This is a genomic window from Arcicella sp. (genome assembly GCF_964672035.1).
In genome coordinates this window covers 13,007-28,615 of the sequence record NZ_CBABQS010000062.1, presented here as the reverse complement: position 1 = coordinate 28,615, position 15,609 = coordinate 13,007, and the positions used below count along the sequence as shown (strand labels likewise).

The following is a 15,609-nucleotide window of genomic DNA, read 5'->3' as shown; positions in this document are numbered from 1 at the left end:
GTTTATCACAAAGGCGGTGCAAGAGTGGTGAAATCAAGCTCTACGGGTGGTTCGGATATTCATCAGCAATAGTTTATTAGTCAGTTGACAGTTTTTAGGAAGCAGTGAAAAGCACACACGTGAAATAATCAAAAAAAGGCTTCTTGAATTAAGAAGCCTTTTTTTGATAGTACGTAATATAAAACTTTTACCGCCTACTGAAAACTACTTACTGTCCTAACTACTCCTCATAATAATACCCAAAAATGATATCCATTTCATCATCCGAAGTCAATCCAAAAGTGATTTTGGCAGTCGAAGTATTGTTGTAAGTTACCACCGAAGTCAAGCCTTCACCTTTTTTCAAAGTTATTGGCGTGGCAAAATTTATCACCGCTGGGTGTTCCCAATCCGTATTTTCGTACACTACTTCACCATTTCTTGCTCCTCCGAAGATTTTGATAACGTATTTTTCCCCAAATTTATGCGTATGTGAGGTCAACGACACAATTTTTACGTTTGTTCCGAAGGTAAAATCTTTCGAAATGGTCGTTTTAGCACTGGCAGGAATGGTTAAGTTTGTATTATTAAAATCAATGGTTTTTACCACATATTTCACCTTTGCTTTTTGGGTGGTGTATAAATTAACGTAATTTTCACCGTAAAGTGCGGTATTTGTTTTATTGAAATAATGCGGATTTAAATCCATCGAATAATTGGCTGGCAATAATAAAGCTGTCCCTTCTGGAAATACATATTCTTGATTGGCTTGAGTCCCTCCACCCAAGAAAATATGGTTCGACATTTGAATTACCGTGAAAAGATTGAGACCATTATCTGGATTTCTTAAATCTCTTATTTGGTCAATAACGGGTAAATTTGTTCGGTCACGGTAATCATACAAAACCATGTGATGGCTGTTTGGACGAGATTGCAATTTGATTTTATTGACGTAAATCTCTGAGGTATTACCCACATTTCTTCTTACAAACAATTCACGTTCAAAATTCGGATTAACCGTAAATTTATCCACCTTCAATTGAAATCCCTCCACACCTTCTGCACTGGGAGAACTCATGGCTTTAAAAGCATCCGTGGTTGAAACACTCGGCGTTTTGTCATCCAATAATTTTGCATCGGCCACTTCGCCAGTTTGTGGAGCGCCTGCCTCAATCCAACGACGGACAAACTCAATTTGCCCAACGCTCAAAGCCGTACTTCCCAAAGGCATGGGCGAACCGTATTGTTTACCGCCATGATGCGCAACATCCCAATTTAATTTATGATACAAAAGGCTTTCCAGCGATTTGAAGGCTCTTACACGCAAATGTCCATCGGCTTTCGAGAGGGCATTTACGGGTGTAATACCCACTAAATTTGCGTAGGCAACTGATTTTTCTAAAACCAAGCCATGCTGATTATAATTACCGTCGGAAGTGGAAGCGTGACAGCCCGAAGTTGCACAGGTGGGCGTAAGAATTTTATCTTGCATCAAACTAAAACTTGATACGACCGTTGGATTTGGCGTATCAACAGATTGTTTTGTACAAGCTGATAAGGTTAATAAAGCCCCTAAAATGATAGTTGCTCCTTTGAGTAAATTATTTTGCATGGTTCTTTATTACTGTTGATTTCCACTTAGAGGTTTCATTTGCCAAATGGTTTAATTACAGACATTTAAACGAATAAACTTGCTTAAATTATACAACAATATTAACAAAAATACACGATTATTTTTTTAAAATAACCATATTGAAGAACAGCAAAAGGTTTTGTTTTGTTATGGAATTAATTAATAAAAATCGAAAAAATGAAAACAACAGAAAATAAAGAAACATTTGCCGACATTATCAAGGGCGATACGCTCGTGTTGGTAGATTTTTTTGCCACTTGGTGTGGACCTTGCAAAACAATGGCTCCCATTTTGAAAGATTTTTCCACACAAATGGGCGACCGTGTGAGAGTCATTAAAATTGATGTAGATAAAGCGCCCTCGACGGCTGAAACGTATAAAATTCAAGGTGTTCCAACGTTGATATTATTTAAAGGAGGCGAAATTCTGTGGCGACAATCGGGCGTGGTACAGAAAAATCAATTGGTGAAATTGATTAATGAATTGTAGTAATTCTATCATAAGCCGCTGTCAGGGTTTCGGACTTTACCCTGACAGCGGTTTACCGTTTTATTATCCACTACAAACTGCCAAATTTCATCCCATCACCGATTTTGTGATTCCCAATAAAATTCCTTTCCAAAGGGTGTAGAAAAAGGGTTTTGTTGGGATTCGTTCGTATTGGATGGTCGATATTCGCACGGGTGCTTTGCCAATTGGATTACTATCTTTTATCACAAAAGTATTGGCAAAAAATGATAATAATTTTCGCTTTTTCAAGCCCGTTTCTTCTCCTTTTTTCAAAATCGTAATATTCAAATCTTCATAAAGCATGGTTGCCGAACCTTTGAGGGCGTATCTGTCCCCTTTGAGATTACAAGTGAATTCATTCAAAATTCCTTTCTCAGCTTTAGCAAAACCCAAAGAGGCTGTTACTTGATTTAGATGCGCTATTTCCATTCTTTTGACATTACCATGAAATAGAAAATCGCCTTTGGGTGCCAACATATCAAAATTAAAATTTAAAGTAATGGCCGCTTTATTCATCAAATATCCATTGAAATTTACCAAACAATTTGGATTAGTTTTTAGTGGAATAGTATCGTTGGTAAGGTTTTTAATGTTGCCCGTTACTTGCTTAAAAATGACATTTCCAACCGATTTTGTATCAGGATTATATTCAGAATAAGTGATATTGAAATTCCTCATTTTGACGGTATCAATCATAAATTTGAGATTCCAATCTTTGAACGCCTCATGCGGGAAGGGGCGGTAGGGAGACTTTGGCGGCACATTAAATGTTCTGGTATCCGTAAAAACCGTTACATTTCCTTGATTGATTTGTAGTGATTCGGCATATATTTTTTTCTCCTCAAAGAGTTTTTTTATATCAATTTCTTTTAAAATAATATCATTAAAAATAATGCCTATCCTGTCATCGCCATTAGTATGAACGCTGTAATCCATTGGTTTAAAACGGGGTTCAAGCACCAGGTGTTTCATAGAAAGAGAGCGGGTTTCGGTAGAAAACAATAATTCATTAATTTTCAAGGTATTCAAAGAATCTTGTGAAGGAACTTGTATTTTTTTCAAGCTAAAAATACATTCTTTAGTATAGTAAAACCGCTTTTTATCTTGCCCCGAAACTGAATCAATCAATAAGTCAGACACTTCTAAATCAAGGTTTTCGACCCTACTGATATGCGGTTTATGGGGGCTTCCTAAATTGGAATAAGTGAAATTAATGTTTTCAAAAATAATTTTTCTTACGGAAAATGATTTCACAAATTTTGAGATAATTTGATAGGGAGATTTAGCGGTTTTAAAGGAGTTGTAATTTTGTTTTTCATGTATTAATTCTACATTTGGGTCTTTAATGGAGATTGTACTCAATTCCAGTTTATTAGAAAAGAAGATAGTCCAGGGACGTAATCCCGTTAATTTTATATTATCTACTTTGCCTTGATAAATGTTATCGGGCAATTTTTTTACTTTTTTCAAACCCACAAATAAATTAGAATCTGCTCGCCAAACTACGCCCAAAACATTGGCTGTGCCCGAAACAATATCATAATTAATATCCTCAAAATCAAGATAATATAAACTATCGGTAGATGCTAAAACCGCCGTTTTGATACGTTTTGATAACAATGGTTTGACACTCCAAAAACCAATGCTGGCCACGATAAAAAAGAGCCCAATAAAACTCAAGATTGAGATGAATACAGTTTTTTTAACACTTAATTTCCTTTTATTTTCCATTTCAATTTTAAAAAAGGCTGTATGTTAATCCAAAAGATAAATTAGTTCCTCTGCTTCCTACTAAACCAATATTGAAATTACCAAACACTCCAAGTCGTTCGATAAAGAAATATCTTGCTCCTGCTTGTGCATAAAATGCTGAACCCGATTGGTCTAAAATTTTACCGTACAAACCGCCCACATAGGCATCAAATCTGCTGGAAGAATTTGTTATATCGCCCGTAAAGTGATAATTTAAACCCACACCAAATAGTCCATCACGGTATAATACGCCATCTTTGGTTTTACTACCATACCAGCCTCTCACTTCAACGCCGATATTTCTACCGATGCCGTATTCGGCCGCAAGCATAAGAGGCAATAAATCTTTCTGATAAACAATGCCTACGCCCAGCACTAAAGAGCCTGTGTGAAAAACACCGTCTGAGGTTGGGTCTGCGGTTAACGTGACGCTGCGAGTTGGCGTATTTATTCTTGCTACTTCTGTGGGTTGGCTGGGTGTGATTTTATCAACGGATTTATTAACTACTACCACAATATCTTTTGTAATCGTATCAATTTTGGCGGCTATTTTTTGCGTTTGGGTAATGTCTATTTTCGTACTATCTCGGGGCGTTGATTGCGCTATTACAGTCGTACAAGCCAAGGATATTGACAATGTCAAAAGCTGAATTTTGTTGATAATTAGTTTCATCAGTTTATTAATTAAGTTTATATTTAGTCGTATCCATCATTCAATAAATCATTCCACATCGCTAAAAGCCATTTTCTGGCTACTTTGGGGAATATTATACTCGTTTTATTTTTCTGAAAATCCCATAAAAAGCAAATGACCCGAAAGCAAACTTTCGAGCCATATTTATAGGAAAGAGATTAGTAATTATTTTTGAGCAACTTCTTCTTTTGTTGCTTGTTTCTTCAATTTATCATTTGCTACAATGGCAAATTCCACCCTACGATTCTGTTCACGTCCCGAATCTGAAACATTATCAGCTACTGGATTTTTTTCACCGTATCCCAAAATTGTCAAACGATTACGGGATACTGAATTCGCCTTCAAAACGGCTGCTATTGCGCCTGCTCTTTGTTGCGATAGTTTCATGTTATATTCTGCCGTTCCCACATTATCCGTATGTCCTGCCACTAAAATTTCTGTATCAGGATATTGTTTCAAGGTTTCGGAAAACTTGATTAAATTTTCGTTCACCCGTGGATTTACTTTTGATGAATTAAAATCAAAAAGTACGCCCGATTTCATCGTAATTTTTATCCCCTCACCTACTCTTTCAACATCCGCCAAAACATCTAAATCTTTCTTTAGTTTTTCGGCTTGTTTATCCATGTATCTTCCAATAAATGTTCCTGCCACTCCACCAATTGCCGAACCAATAATGGCATAAACCGCTGGATTTTTTGATTTACTGCCAATCACTGCGCCTAACGCACCACCCGCTCCAATACCAATAATTGCTCCCCGTTGTGTTTTATTTAATTTCTTAAATGAATTACAAGATGATGCCCCAAAAGCAAGTACTACCGACATCAAAATAAGAAATATTTGTTTTTTTAAATTTACTGCTACATTATTCATGACGATAAGTTATTTGGTTTGTAGCTAAATTTTAAAATTTTATACCAGTCATAAAATCTCCCGTTCAAACTTTTAAGTAACTGATTTTTAAATATTTACAAATTATCCCGATTAATATTTAGGGGTAATTATTCTACATATTGGGTAAACAAATCATTTTCTACGGAGGATTGGAATATTTTCGAGCAATGTATTTTCAACATTTGTAAAAGCTGTTTGCAGATTATTGAGGTGCCTTGTCAAAATATCCCTCAAATATGGTAGGTTTTTAATTTCTAATAATCCCAGCATTTTTTTGTAAATATTCATTAAATATTCATCCCCAAACTGACAAGAAACCATTACCGTTCTGGGGTTTTTAGAAGCTCTGGCCATTCCAAAATAAAATTGAGATTGACTCATTTTAGCATCCTCAAAATGCAAGGGACTATCAGCATTTTCAATCGAATCAATTAAGGGATTTAGTTCCTCAATAATCGTAACAGACTCATCAACCTGTGCTTTGAAGTATGGCTGTAATTCGGGGTTGTTTATCATACTCATCAACTTTCGATATACCTCAATCCGATATTCATTAATCTTGAAAACGTTTATCAACTCTTTCAAGGTTTCTTCGCTCCTGATTTTCATGATTTGAGTATTTAATGTGTGTTAATTTTTACTACACTTGTTACAGAAAAATGCCAAAACAGTAGTCTTGGCATTCATAAATAAAAAACAAGGTGTTATAATAAAATCGTTATTGATTGTTCAAAACTTGTTGTTCAGCTTTTGCATGATGTTCTGAAGTTTTCAAAGATTGAATAACTTTCAAAGATTCAGAAATTGAAGAGCGTTGTGCATTCAATAAACTCGTAAAATCAGGTGATGCTTGTACTTTATCCAACGCTAAAGCGGTATTATAAGCCTTGATAGCTGTTTGGTCACCAAATTCGCACGAACTTAAAATAGTCTCACGGTTGTTTGAAGAAATGGCCGCTTTAAAGTCTAACCACACTTGATGAACTTTACCCGAGAAAGTGCTTCCTGATGCAGGATCGCCACCAAATTTTTCTACGTGTGCTGCTAACTCATCCGTAAAATGCTCACTTTCATTCACCATTCCTTGAAAAAGTCCCTTCAAATCTCCACCATCAATATCTTCGGCTGCTTTTTTATAACCATCAATTCGGCTGTGATTAATCTCAATCAACTCATTCAGAGCGGTTAAGAGAATGTCATATTGTGTTGTCATAGTTAAAATATAGCGTCTATTATTTTGTAACAATAAACGCTATTTTGTGAGTTAATAGATTATCATTTTATTACTTTAGCTCAAAGCAGCTTTCGCTTTCGCTTTCAATTCTTCGTATTTATCGCCAATTTTCTCCCCAATTTCTTCTGCTTTATCTTTTGCGTCTTCGTATATATCTCCTGCTTTATCTTTCACATTTTCCCAAGTATCCGAGGCATCTTCTTTCAAATCGTCGGCTTTTTCAGCTAAATTAACTACTCCTAATTTTACATCAGAAACGGTTTCTTTTGCTTCTGCTTTCAGCACAGCTACTTTTTTATCCAAAGTATCCATCTGGCGTTCTGCCTTTTCGTTTTCGAGTTGTTCTTTCGTATTTTCCATTTTCGTCGGTAGTTTTATCGTTTTAAAGTATCTGATTTATTTATTATTGCTGAATCTTGAGGTGTTACTTTTCCCATATTATGTTGTCCTTGATTACTTTTTGTTGACCACAATCCTCCAACCACTGATATCACCATTAAACCAAGAATGATGGCCAAAAGAAGCAAAAACATATTAGTAGGCTTTGTTTTCTTTTGATGCTGAATCTCAGATTTCATCTCGTAATTAACTTTATTTTTTAGCGGGTCAATTTCCATGAGTTTTATTGTTTAATTATACTAAGAATTGTAAAACTTCTGTACCATATATTTTACAATGATTTTGATGTTTTTTTGAGTAAAATCTTCCACAGAATGAGGAAAAATGTAGTGTTTTGAGATGCTATTAATTAGTACTTTCAAGAGCAAAAATAGAGGCATAAAAAAAGGAATAATTCAGAGAACTATTCCTTTAAGTAAAATCCTAACTGCTTAATTAGTCTTTTCATTAGCAAATATGGTTGTAAAAAAAGGTATAGGGAATAAATCCCTACCCTTTCAAAAACCCCTTAACCATTACTAATTTAATATTTTAAGTATCTATATTTAAGTGATAGAGAAAGGTAAGAAGGGGAAAATAATCTCCCCCTTAAGCCACACTATCTAACCACTATTAAAATTTTATTTTGAGTAGTTTTTAAAAATATGGGAGCATAAATATGCCCCCTATTTCTCACAATCTAACCACTATTAAAAATCTACTATGTTGTTGATGAATTGTATATTCAAAAAAACTACTTTAAATCTTCTTGGATATTATCAATTTTTTTATTTAAATCTGCCTTAAATTCTTTCCAATTACGTTTAGTATCTGATTTTAATTCGTCCATTGAATTATCCAAATCATCTAATTTAGCTTGCATTTTGGCTTTACGAACTTTCCAACGAGCTTTTTCTTCAGCCGTTGCTTTGCTCATTTTAGCATCCATTTTATTAATATCCTCTTTGATGTCTGTGCGTTTTTCTTCAATCTTCGCTGACATATCCATGCGTTCCTGCTTGATATCGTCTGATGCTTGATTTAGTCCGTCTTTCACATCCGAAGCCACATTATCTGCACTTTCGGCTACTTTATCCTGAGCATCTTGGGTTTTTTCAGCAATATCTTTTTTCTCACTGCGTGAACAAGAAGTCATTGAAAATGAGCCTAATGCAATTACACTTACAAATACTAAGATTTTCTTTTTCATTTTTGATTATTTTAATAGAATTGAGATTGGTTTATTCTTTAAAAATTAAATCCGAGTGTTGCTTGTAATGAATTACCTTTCGCTGCAAATTTTGAAGCACTACTGGCATCCGCAAATTTTACATTTACTACATCATTGACGTTGCCTTCATAACGCAAATCAATGTTGAGTTTACCAATGTCAAAGCCAACCCCTGCTTGGTAGCCTAACGTTACATTATTGAAAATTTCACTGGCACTTTGCCCCTGATATTCTTTGATACTATCGCCTAAATTTCCACTATCCGATAATCTAAAAGTTGCTACAGGGCCAGCATTTATTCTCAGTACGTTTGCTAACTTAATCCCTATCAAAACGGGTAAATCAATATTTGTTAACTTCAAATCTATCGTTTTTCCATTGGCTTTCCCGTCTTCAAAAACATCAAATTTGCCACCTTTTTGCGATAATAAAATCTCTGGTTGAATAAAGATTGTTCTTCCGAATCTCATAAAAACACCCCCTACAAATCCGTAAGCACGGGTGTCATTACTTTTGAAACTAAAATTCTTTCCTCCCGATGATAATGATAAATCATTCCCACTAACTTGTGATAAATTTACCCCTGCTCTAAGCCCAACGGTAAATAATTTTTCTTGAGCAAATGTCGTCATACAAGACATGGCAATAATTACTGTTAATAATAACTTTTTCATAGGTTTAAATAAATTTGTATCTTGTATATTCAGTTTAAAAACTTGTGCCAGCCACGATGATTTATAAGTAGAAATAAAAATCAAAGTCTCAGTTTAGAAGAATTACCTTTAATTTTTGTCATAAATGAATTCAAATCGTGACCTCTTTCATTAAATTGACTTGAAACGTTATTCTCAATTTTGACATGAGAAAATCCAAAAATTATGAATATCCCGATGATGGAAATTGATAATATTAAAAGTACGATAGCCTCCATAACATTAAATGTTTAAGGGTTGAATTAATTTATTAATCTAAATTCATATTCCTCTGCGAATCAATGATAAGATAATTGATATTACCGCAAGCACTAAAAGAATATGAATCAGGCCACCAACACTGTAAACAAATACGCCCAACAACCAACCGATAATCAAAATAACTGCGATAGTATATAAGAGACTTCTCATGATTTTAGATTTTCAAGTTTGAGATAAATTTTCATAAATACTTATAAAAATCATATACCAACAATTTGGGAGATATTTAGCGAAAAAAACGTGGGGAATTGTCGGTATTTTTTGTGGAAATGGGGAATAATTACCCCATAAACAACAAGTTGTGGAAGGATGTTGGGTGGCATTAATGTTTAAATGATTATTAAAATTGTTTATTAAACTAAATCAAAATAACACATGGAAACAGTCTCAAATCATGAAACGGTTGTTATTAGCACTTCAAAAATTAAAACTTTGCAGGTGCTAAATTTCTTATTCTTTATCATTATGGTTACGATGAACGGTTTGGCGGTCGGGTTGCCCCTGAATGGAAAATCAACGGGCGAATTATCCAATAAGTATCCTAATTTGTTTGTTCCAACGGGCTTAACTTTTTCTATTTGGAGCGTTATTTATTTGCTATTATTAATATTTTGCATTTACCAAGTTCGTTCACTTTTCAGTCGAAAACCCGAACCTCATTTAGCGATGATTTTGAATGCAATTGGCTATTTATTTATCCTGAATGCTACTTTCAATGCGCTTTGGATTGTGGCTTGGCATTACGAAATATTACCTTTGTCGATTGTGATAATGCTGGGCATTTTAGTAACCTTAATTCAAATTAATAAAAACCTAAAAGCCGTTCAACCTTATATTAGCGGCGGACTCAAAGTTGTGGTGAAGGCTTCTTTTGGGTTATATTTTGGCTGGATTTGCATTGCCACTATCGCCAATGTTACGGCCATTTTGGTGGGCTATGGCATCATGCCTACGGGTATTTCGGGGCAATCGTGGGCGTGCATTATGATTTTGATTGGTAGTTCAATTGGGTTTATCTCCACGATAAATGTTAGAAATGGCTACGTTGGATTGGCGATTATTTGGGCTTTGATAGGCATCATTATTGCCCGAAATCAGGATATTATTTATTACAAATATGTAGTTTACAGTGCAGTATTCGGCATTTTGATGATGGTGAGTGCCATGTTGATGGCTTCGACTTTGCAGATGTTTACCCGTAGAAAAGTGATTATTCAAGATTAAGATTTTATAAATTTTACGGAAGTCGTCGTCTAAAACAACGACTTCCGTAAAGACTTATGTAAGCATTATATCGCTAACGGAAAAGTGATAATAAAAGTAGTGCATTTACCCATCTCTGATTCTACCTCCACACGAGCTTTATGGGATTGAATAATGTTGAGCGTAGCGGCCAAACCCAACCCAATTCCATTGTTTTTTGACGTAAAATAAGGCTCAAATAATCTGCCAATGTGTTCTTGACTAATCCCAATACCATTATCTTTGATAGTTAATACAGCATTTTTACTGGTCGAAAATGTTTTTATGGTTAAAATGCCTTGCCCTTCTTTCATCGCTTCAACCGCATTGATGATGATATTAAGAAATGCAATTTGAATCTTTGATTTATCCAAATCTACCACAATATCTTTGGTAAATTTCTTGATTAAAGTTATTCCTTTCAGATTAATTCTATCAATGGCCAATTCGATGGTACTTTCTAAAACTTCCTGCAAATCCAATCGACTAAATACCACTTCCGATGGACGTGAGGTATTCAACAGTTCAGTAATCAAATCATTGATTCTTTGGCTATTTCTACGAATAATATCTAAAAAAAACTTGGAGTCTTCATCATTAAAATCTTCCCCCATTTGGTCGAGCGATAGATTTATATTAGTAAGTGGATTACGAACTTCATGGGCGAGCGTTCTGACTAAACGTCCCGTTGCCGCCATTTTTTCAAATAAAAGAAAATCTCTTTCTTCTTTTTTTCGGGTCGTAATGTCTTGAATAATTCCTAAATAATAAGGGAGCCCTTCTCCATCAAGTTGACGGTTGCAATGAATTAAACACTGCTTTTTTTCACCCGATTTTGTATTTAAAAAGACTTCATAATTACTGATTTCCCCTTTTTCTTCGAGCGTTGTGAAGAGTTTTTCTTTATCTTCCGACTTTACAAATAGCGTGTATATTTTTTGAGTATAAAGTTCTTTTTCATCATAACCCAAAAGTTCGGTCGTTGAGGGCGTAAAATAGCGAAAAGTACCATCCAACTGCGTAGCAAAGATGGCTTCTTTTGTTTTATCAAAAATGTTGCGATATTTTCTTTCACTTTCTCGGAGCGTGGCGAGTGTGTTGGCTCGGTCGAGCGAATAACGAATGCAGCGTTCTAATTTTTCGGAATCTAATTCACTTTTTACCAAATAGTCGTACGCACCGAGGGTCATTGCTTCCATATCAATGCGCTGGTCACCTTTGCCAGTTAGGAGAATTACGGGCGCTTTTAGTCCATGAGCAGCGCCAATTTTCAATAAATCAAGCCCCGTTTTTGCGCCTAATAAAAAATCAAAGAAACATAAATCGTACGTTTTTTGCTTGATTTTTTCCAGCGCATTATCAAATGAAAAAGCCCAATCTATTTCAAAATTTTGCCCTTTTATATCATTCAAATAATCACTGGTTAGATAAAAATCGTCTTCATCGTCATCTACTAATAGCAACTTTATGGTATAATCTTTAATCATTTGGTTTTAGGATTAGCTATATAAAAGAGTTGGATTTTAGACTGTAATTAGTTCATCCTCGGGCAAATAGACCGTAAAAACAGCGCCTTTATTCGGTTCGCTTTTAGCAATAATATAACCGTGATGATTATCCACAATTTTTTTACATATTGCTAATCCTAAACCCGTTCCTTCAAATTCAGACCGCCCGTGTAGGCGTTGAAAAATGAGGAATATTTTCTCGGCGTATTCTTCATCAAATCCAATCCCGTTATCACTTATTGAGATTTTGTAATATTTATTATGCTTAAAAGGAACACCCAATAAACTCATTTCTTTTCGGTCTGCTTCGTGGGCTTCAATAGAAATTTTAGGTTTTTCATTGAGTTTGACAAATTTCAAGGCATTGCTAATCAAATTTTGAAACAATTGTTGCATCTGCGTGGGAAGGGCATTCAACGTAGGCATCGGCATCATCGTTATTTGAGCATCAACATCTTGAATTTTCATTTCCAAATCGCTCAAAATACTTTCAATAATAAACCCTAAATCAACTAATTCAGGAGGTTCTGTTTTTGTAGATACTCTCGAATAGGACAATAGGTTTTCCATCAGTATTTTCATACGATTAGCGGCATCCATCATTCTGGATAAATAAAATTGACCATCTGAACCTAATTGTTCACCATATTTACCATTCAAACGTTCGCCGAATGCCATAATTTTACGCAATGGCTCCTGCAAATCATGTGAAGCAATGTAGGCAAACTGTTCTAAATCTTGATTGGAACGATTTAATTCTTCAATTTTATATTTCAAATCTTTTTCATAAACTTTCATCTCCGTAACATCAACAGTATTTCCAACAAATTTAATTGGTTCATCTTTTTCATTTGTCATAACCCATCCTTGGGTATGAACTGTTCTTTCAATGCCTTCTAAGTTTATTAATCTGTGTTCAAAGGAGTAAGGTTTTTTTGTTTTAATGGCCTGTTCAACTATTTTTTTTACCCAATTCACATCATTTTCATGCAACCGAGATAAATAGAATTCATAGGATAGATTTTCAGGGAGTTTTGTAATACTACCCCCAGAAAAAAGCCTTTTCAAACCATCCGACCATAAAAGGGTATCATTATTTACATCCCAATCAAAGCTCCCATAATTCATTAAGGCTTCCGCATCTTTGAATAAACTTTCGGCTTTTTCTAACTCATCGTGCGCTTTTTTTAATTCTTCAATCTTGTATTTTAAGGTGTTTTTGAGTTCATTTAATTTGGTAACATCTTCTGAAGTCCCCAATACTCTGATTACTTCGCCGTTATCATTCAGAAAACTTCTGCCCTTTACGGCAATTAATTTTCGATTATTGTTTTCATCAATTATTCCGTGTTCGAATTCATAAAATAGTTTTTTGTTGACGATAGCATCGTTAGAAATTCGCTTTACTCGTTCTTTGTCTTCCTCAACAATATGCTGATTATAGATACCATAAGCCATCTTTGAATCTGGATATAAATTTGCATCGTATCCAAAAATATCAAATAAACCATTCGACCAAACCACATAATCAGTTCCCAATGTCCATTCCCAACTACCATAGCTGAAAATACTTTCGGCATTATTTAACTGAAGTTGCTTTTGTTTTTGTTGTTCTGCATTTTCGGTTTCTTTGGTTATATCCTCGGCAATAACCACAATTTTAGCAGCATTATCTTTTTTATCTTTTTTCAATAAAGTAGCTCTATTTCTAACAATGTGCCTTTTACCCTCTTTTGTTAATAATTCAATGGTAAACGACCGATGATCGCCCTCTTTAGTATCCTTAAACAATTGATTTACTTTATCGAAAAAATCCTCTCTGTTTTCGTAGTTTTTTACAGGAAAGAAACTTTTATCAAGTGATAATACTTCTTCGGCTGTATAATAAGCGATAATCCCCGTTTTTTCATTCAGATAAGTTATGTTAGAATCTTCTAAATCAAGCAAATAAACGAAATCTGGAATGGCACGCAAAAAACTATCAAACAAATCTGATTGTTTTTCTGAACTGAAAACATTGAGTAAATATTCGGATAAATCCATTATAATGGTTAAAAAAGCAGTTTTATAGCAAGAATATACTTGACTATAATTCAAAAATTCTCATCTTGTTATATAACGTTTTTCGGTCGATTCCTAACATTCTTGCGGCCTTACTTTTGTTGAAATTGACTTCCTTCAATATTTTTAATATCATATCATATTCTGCTTCAACCGCCGCTGATTTTAGCGTTGGTTTTACAGCATTTATCGACTCTGCTGCTGTTGTTACAGGTGAAACTGGAGGAACGTATTGTTGCGAAATTGCTATTGTTGGCAAAGTATTGGGCGTATCGTTGAATAGTAATTTCACATAATTTGAAATTTCAAATGGTAGTGTTTTAGCTTCAATCCAATCGCCATCCGTTAACAAAGTAGCTCTTTTAATTACATTTTTCATTTCTCTCAGATTACCATACCAAGCATAAGTCATGAAATTTTCGATAACATCTGGAGAAAAACCTTTAACTTTTTTACCTAATTCCGCATTTGTTTGATCTAAAAAAAAATGAGCGAAAGTCATAATGTCGTCTTTACGGTCACGTAGTAGTGGCACATCAATGCTAAATTCATTGAAACGATGATATAAATCTTCTCTAAATTTTCCTCTTTTAGAACTTTCAATTAATTTTTCGTTTGATGCCACTAAAATCCTCACATCTAAAGGAATTTCCTTTGTTCCGCCGATTCTTTTCATCGTTCTTTCCTGCACAACCCGCAATAAAAGCACTTGAACTTCATAAGGAAGATTAGCAACTTCATCCAAAAAAATCGTACCACCATTGGCTAATTCAAAGTGTCCAATCTTCTGATTTAAGGCTCCTGTGAAGGCTCCTTTTTCGTGTCCGAAGAGTTCAGAACCCGCCAAATCTTTTGAAATTGCGCCACAGTCCATGGCCACAAATGGTTGATTTGCTCTTTTTGAATGTAAATGAATTTCTTGAGCCACTGATTCTTTTCCTGAGCCACTTTCTCCATAAATCAAAACACTATAATTGGTTGGAGCAACTAACTTTATCTGCTTCAATAAATACTGCGATTCTTCCCCATTGCCAAAAATATACCTTGGTGCTTTAGCATTCTTTTTCTTTCCTTCCTGATAATTTTCTTTCCCATTATTTCCTTCAAGTTCATTTTGTTTACTCCCATTTTGGGTTTCGGTACTTTCGAGGGCTTTTTTGATAGTTAAAAGAATTTCATCCGGAAAAAGAGGCTTCGTAATGTAGTCGTAAGCCCCTAATTTCATTACATTTACCGCAATTTTTATGTCTGAATATCCCGTAATAATAAGTACGGGGATAAATGGAAATTTTTCTTTGATTTTAGAAAGAATTGTCCCTCCGTCCATATCTCCCAAACGGAAATCGGTCATTACTAAATCTGGTCTAAATTCTTGCAGTTGGGCCAAACCAGCATTGCCATCATGGGCGATGGCAACTTCATAGTTATTTTTAGTCAGGAAACGGCGAAGCAATAAGCATATATCGGTGTCGTCATCAATTACTAATATTCTTTGCATGGGTTTATTGTTTATGGA

At 34.7% G+C, this 15,609-nt stretch carries 16 protein-coding genes; 2 read left to right on the top strand and 14 right to left on the bottom strand.

Translation table 11 applies throughout. From position 1 onward, the window contains the following. Positions 1-220: 220 nt before the first annotated feature. Positions 221-1,591: a monooxygenase gene (locus AC1W31_RS15270; protein ID WP_481735342.1), complete on the bottom strand. Its 1,371-nt coding sequence runs from the start codon at positions 1,589-1,591 to the stop codon at positions 221-223. A gap of 198 nt (positions 1,592-1,789) precedes the next feature. Here AC1W31_RS15270 and trxA point away from each other — a divergent pair, with 198 nt between their 5' ends. Continuing rightward, a complete protein-coding gene (trxA, locus tag AC1W31_RS15265; protein ID WP_481735341.1) occupies positions 1,790-2,101 on the top strand; it encodes a thioredoxin in 312 nt (103 codons plus the stop codon). An 87-nt stretch (positions 2,102-2,188) separates the two neighbouring features. Here trxA and AC1W31_RS15260 read toward each other — a convergent pair whose 3' ends face one another. The 10 genes from AC1W31_RS15260 to AC1W31_RS15215 form a co-directional block, all read right to left on the bottom strand. After that, positions 2,189-3,802 carry a hypothetical protein gene (locus AC1W31_RS15260; RefSeq protein WP_481735340.1) on the bottom strand — a complete coding sequence of 538 codons (1,614 nt, stop codon included), beginning with the start codon at positions 3,800-3,802 and terminating at the stop codon, positions 2,189-2,191. Positions 3,803-3,860: 58 nt separating this feature from the next. After that, positions 3,861-4,547, bottom strand: a complete 687-nt coding sequence (locus tag AC1W31_RS15255) for a hypothetical protein (protein WP_481735339.1) — start codon at positions 4,545-4,547, stop codon at positions 3,861-3,863. Positions 4,548-4,733: 186 nt separating this feature from the next. Then, a complete protein-coding gene (locus AC1W31_RS15250; RefSeq protein WP_481735338.1) occupies positions 4,734-5,444 on the bottom strand; it encodes a YiaD family glycine zipper/OmpA-like lipoprotein in 711 nt (236 codons plus the stop codon). A 153-nt stretch (positions 5,445-5,597) separates the two neighbouring features. Then, positions 5,598-6,074, bottom strand: a complete 477-nt coding sequence (locus AC1W31_RS15245) for a hypothetical protein (protein ID WP_481735337.1) — start codon at positions 6,072-6,074, stop codon at positions 5,598-5,600. 109 nt (positions 6,075-6,183) lie between these two features. Continuing rightward, positions 6,184-6,678 carry a ferritin-like domain-containing protein gene (locus tag AC1W31_RS15240; RefSeq protein ID WP_481735336.1) on the bottom strand — a complete coding sequence of 165 codons (495 nt, stop codon included), beginning with the start codon at positions 6,676-6,678 and terminating at the stop codon, positions 6,184-6,186. A gap of 75 nt (positions 6,679-6,753) precedes the next feature. Continuing rightward, complete coding sequence (locus AC1W31_RS15235) at positions 6,754-7,059, bottom strand: hypothetical protein (protein ID WP_481735335.1); 306 nt, start codon at positions 7,057-7,059, stop codon at positions 6,754-6,756. 14 nt (positions 7,060-7,073) lie between these two features. Beyond that, a complete protein-coding gene (locus AC1W31_RS15230) occupies positions 7,074-7,316 on the bottom strand; it encodes a hypothetical protein (protein ID WP_481735334.1) in 243 nt (80 codons plus the stop codon). Between the two features lie 515 nt (positions 7,317-7,831). Next, a complete protein-coding gene (locus AC1W31_RS15225; protein WP_481735333.1) occupies positions 7,832-8,287 on the bottom strand; it encodes a hypothetical protein in 456 nt (151 codons plus the stop codon). 38 nt (positions 8,288-8,325) lie between these two features. Next, positions 8,326-8,982, bottom strand: coding sequence for a porin family protein (locus AC1W31_RS15220; protein ID WP_481735332.1), 657 nt, complete (start codon positions 8,980-8,982; stop codon positions 8,326-8,328). 300 nt (positions 8,983-9,282) lie between these two features. Continuing rightward, positions 9,283-9,432 carry a lmo0937 family membrane protein gene (locus tag AC1W31_RS15215; protein WP_481735331.1) on the bottom strand — a complete coding sequence of 50 codons (150 nt, stop codon included), beginning with the start codon at positions 9,430-9,432 and terminating at the stop codon, positions 9,283-9,285. Positions 9,433-9,657: 225 nt separating this feature from the next. Between AC1W31_RS15215 and AC1W31_RS15210 the strand changes: the two genes are divergently transcribed. Continuing rightward, complete coding sequence (locus AC1W31_RS15210) at positions 9,658-10,506, top strand: hypothetical protein (RefSeq protein WP_481735330.1); 849 nt, start codon at positions 9,658-9,660, stop codon at positions 10,504-10,506. A 65-nt stretch (positions 10,507-10,571) separates the two neighbouring features. On the opposite strand, the gene AC1W31_RS15205 is transcribed toward AC1W31_RS15210, so the two are convergent. Genes AC1W31_RS15205 through AC1W31_RS15195 form a run of 3 tightly spaced genes read right to left on the bottom strand, consistent with a single transcriptional unit; the run spans position 10,572 to position 15,591 of the window. Beyond that, positions 10,572-12,011 (bottom strand): two-component system sensor histidine kinase NtrB, encoded by a 1,440-nt coding sequence (locus AC1W31_RS15205; RefSeq protein ID WP_481735329.1) that lies wholly within the window; start codon positions 12,009-12,011, stop codon positions 10,572-10,574. 36 nt (positions 12,012-12,047) lie between these two features. Next, entirely contained in the window at positions 12,048-14,075 is a 2,028-nt protein-coding gene (locus tag AC1W31_RS15200; RefSeq protein WP_481735328.1) for a PAS domain-containing sensor histidine kinase, read from the bottom strand. 43 nt (positions 14,076-14,118) lie between these two features. Beyond that, entirely contained in the window at positions 14,119-15,591 is a 1,473-nt protein-coding gene (locus AC1W31_RS15195) for a sigma-54-dependent transcriptional regulator (protein ID WP_481735327.1), read from the bottom strand. Positions 15,592-15,609 lie beyond the last annotated feature (18 nt).

Excerpts from the sequence above, each read along its gene's own strand:
- AC1W31_RS15220 (WP_481735332.1), bottom strand. The coding sequence starts at position 8,982 with ATGAAAAAGTTATTATTAACAGTAATTATTGCCATGTCTTGTATGACG.
- AC1W31_RS15205 (WP_481735329.1), bottom strand. The coding sequence starts at position 12,011 with ATGATTAAAGATTATACCATAAAGTTGCTATTAGTAGATGACGATGAA.
- AC1W31_RS15250 (WP_481735338.1), bottom strand. The coding sequence starts at position 5,444 with ATGAATAATGTAGCAGTAAATTTAAAAAAACAAATATTTCTTATTTTG.
- AC1W31_RS15245 (WP_481735337.1), bottom strand. The coding sequence starts at position 6,074 with ATGAAAATCAGGAGCGAAGAAACCTTGAAAGAGTTGATAAACGTTTTC.
- AC1W31_RS15200 (WP_481735328.1), bottom strand. The coding sequence starts at position 14,075 with ATGGATTTATCCGAATATTTACTCAATGTTTTCAGTTCAGAAAAACAA.
- AC1W31_RS15230 (WP_481735334.1), bottom strand. The coding sequence starts at position 7,316 with ATGGAAATTGACCCGCTAAAAAATAAAGTTAATTACGAGATGAAATCT.
- AC1W31_RS15255 (WP_481735339.1), bottom strand. The coding sequence starts at position 4,547 with ATGAAACTAATTATCAACAAAATTCAGCTTTTGACATTGTCAATATCC.
- AC1W31_RS15195 (WP_481735327.1), bottom strand. The coding sequence starts at position 15,591 with ATGCAAAGAATATTAGTAATTGATGACGACACCGATATATGCTTATTG.
- AC1W31_RS15210 (WP_481735330.1), top strand. The coding sequence starts at position 9,658 with ATGGAAACAGTCTCAAATCATGAAACGGTTGTTATTAGCACTTCAAAA.
- AC1W31_RS15235 (WP_481735335.1), bottom strand. The coding sequence starts at position 7,059 with ATGGAAAATACGAAAGAACAACTCGAAAACGAAAAGGCAGAACGCCAG.
- AC1W31_RS15225 (WP_481735333.1), bottom strand. The coding sequence starts at position 8,287 with ATGAAAAAGAAAATCTTAGTATTTGTAAGTGTAATTGCATTAGGCTCA.
- AC1W31_RS15215 (WP_481735331.1), bottom strand. The coding sequence starts at position 9,432 with ATGAGAAGTCTCTTATATACTATCGCAGTTATTTTGATTATCGGTTGG.
- AC1W31_RS15240 (WP_481735336.1), bottom strand. The coding sequence starts at position 6,678 with ATGACAACACAATATGACATTCTCTTAACCGCTCTGAATGAGTTGATT.
- trxA (WP_481735341.1), top strand. The coding sequence starts at position 1,790 with ATGAAAACAACAGAAAATAAAGAAACATTTGCCGACATTATCAAGGGC.
- AC1W31_RS15270 (WP_481735342.1), bottom strand. The coding sequence starts at position 1,591 with ATGCAAAATAATTTACTCAAAGGAGCAACTATCATTTTAGGGGCTTTA.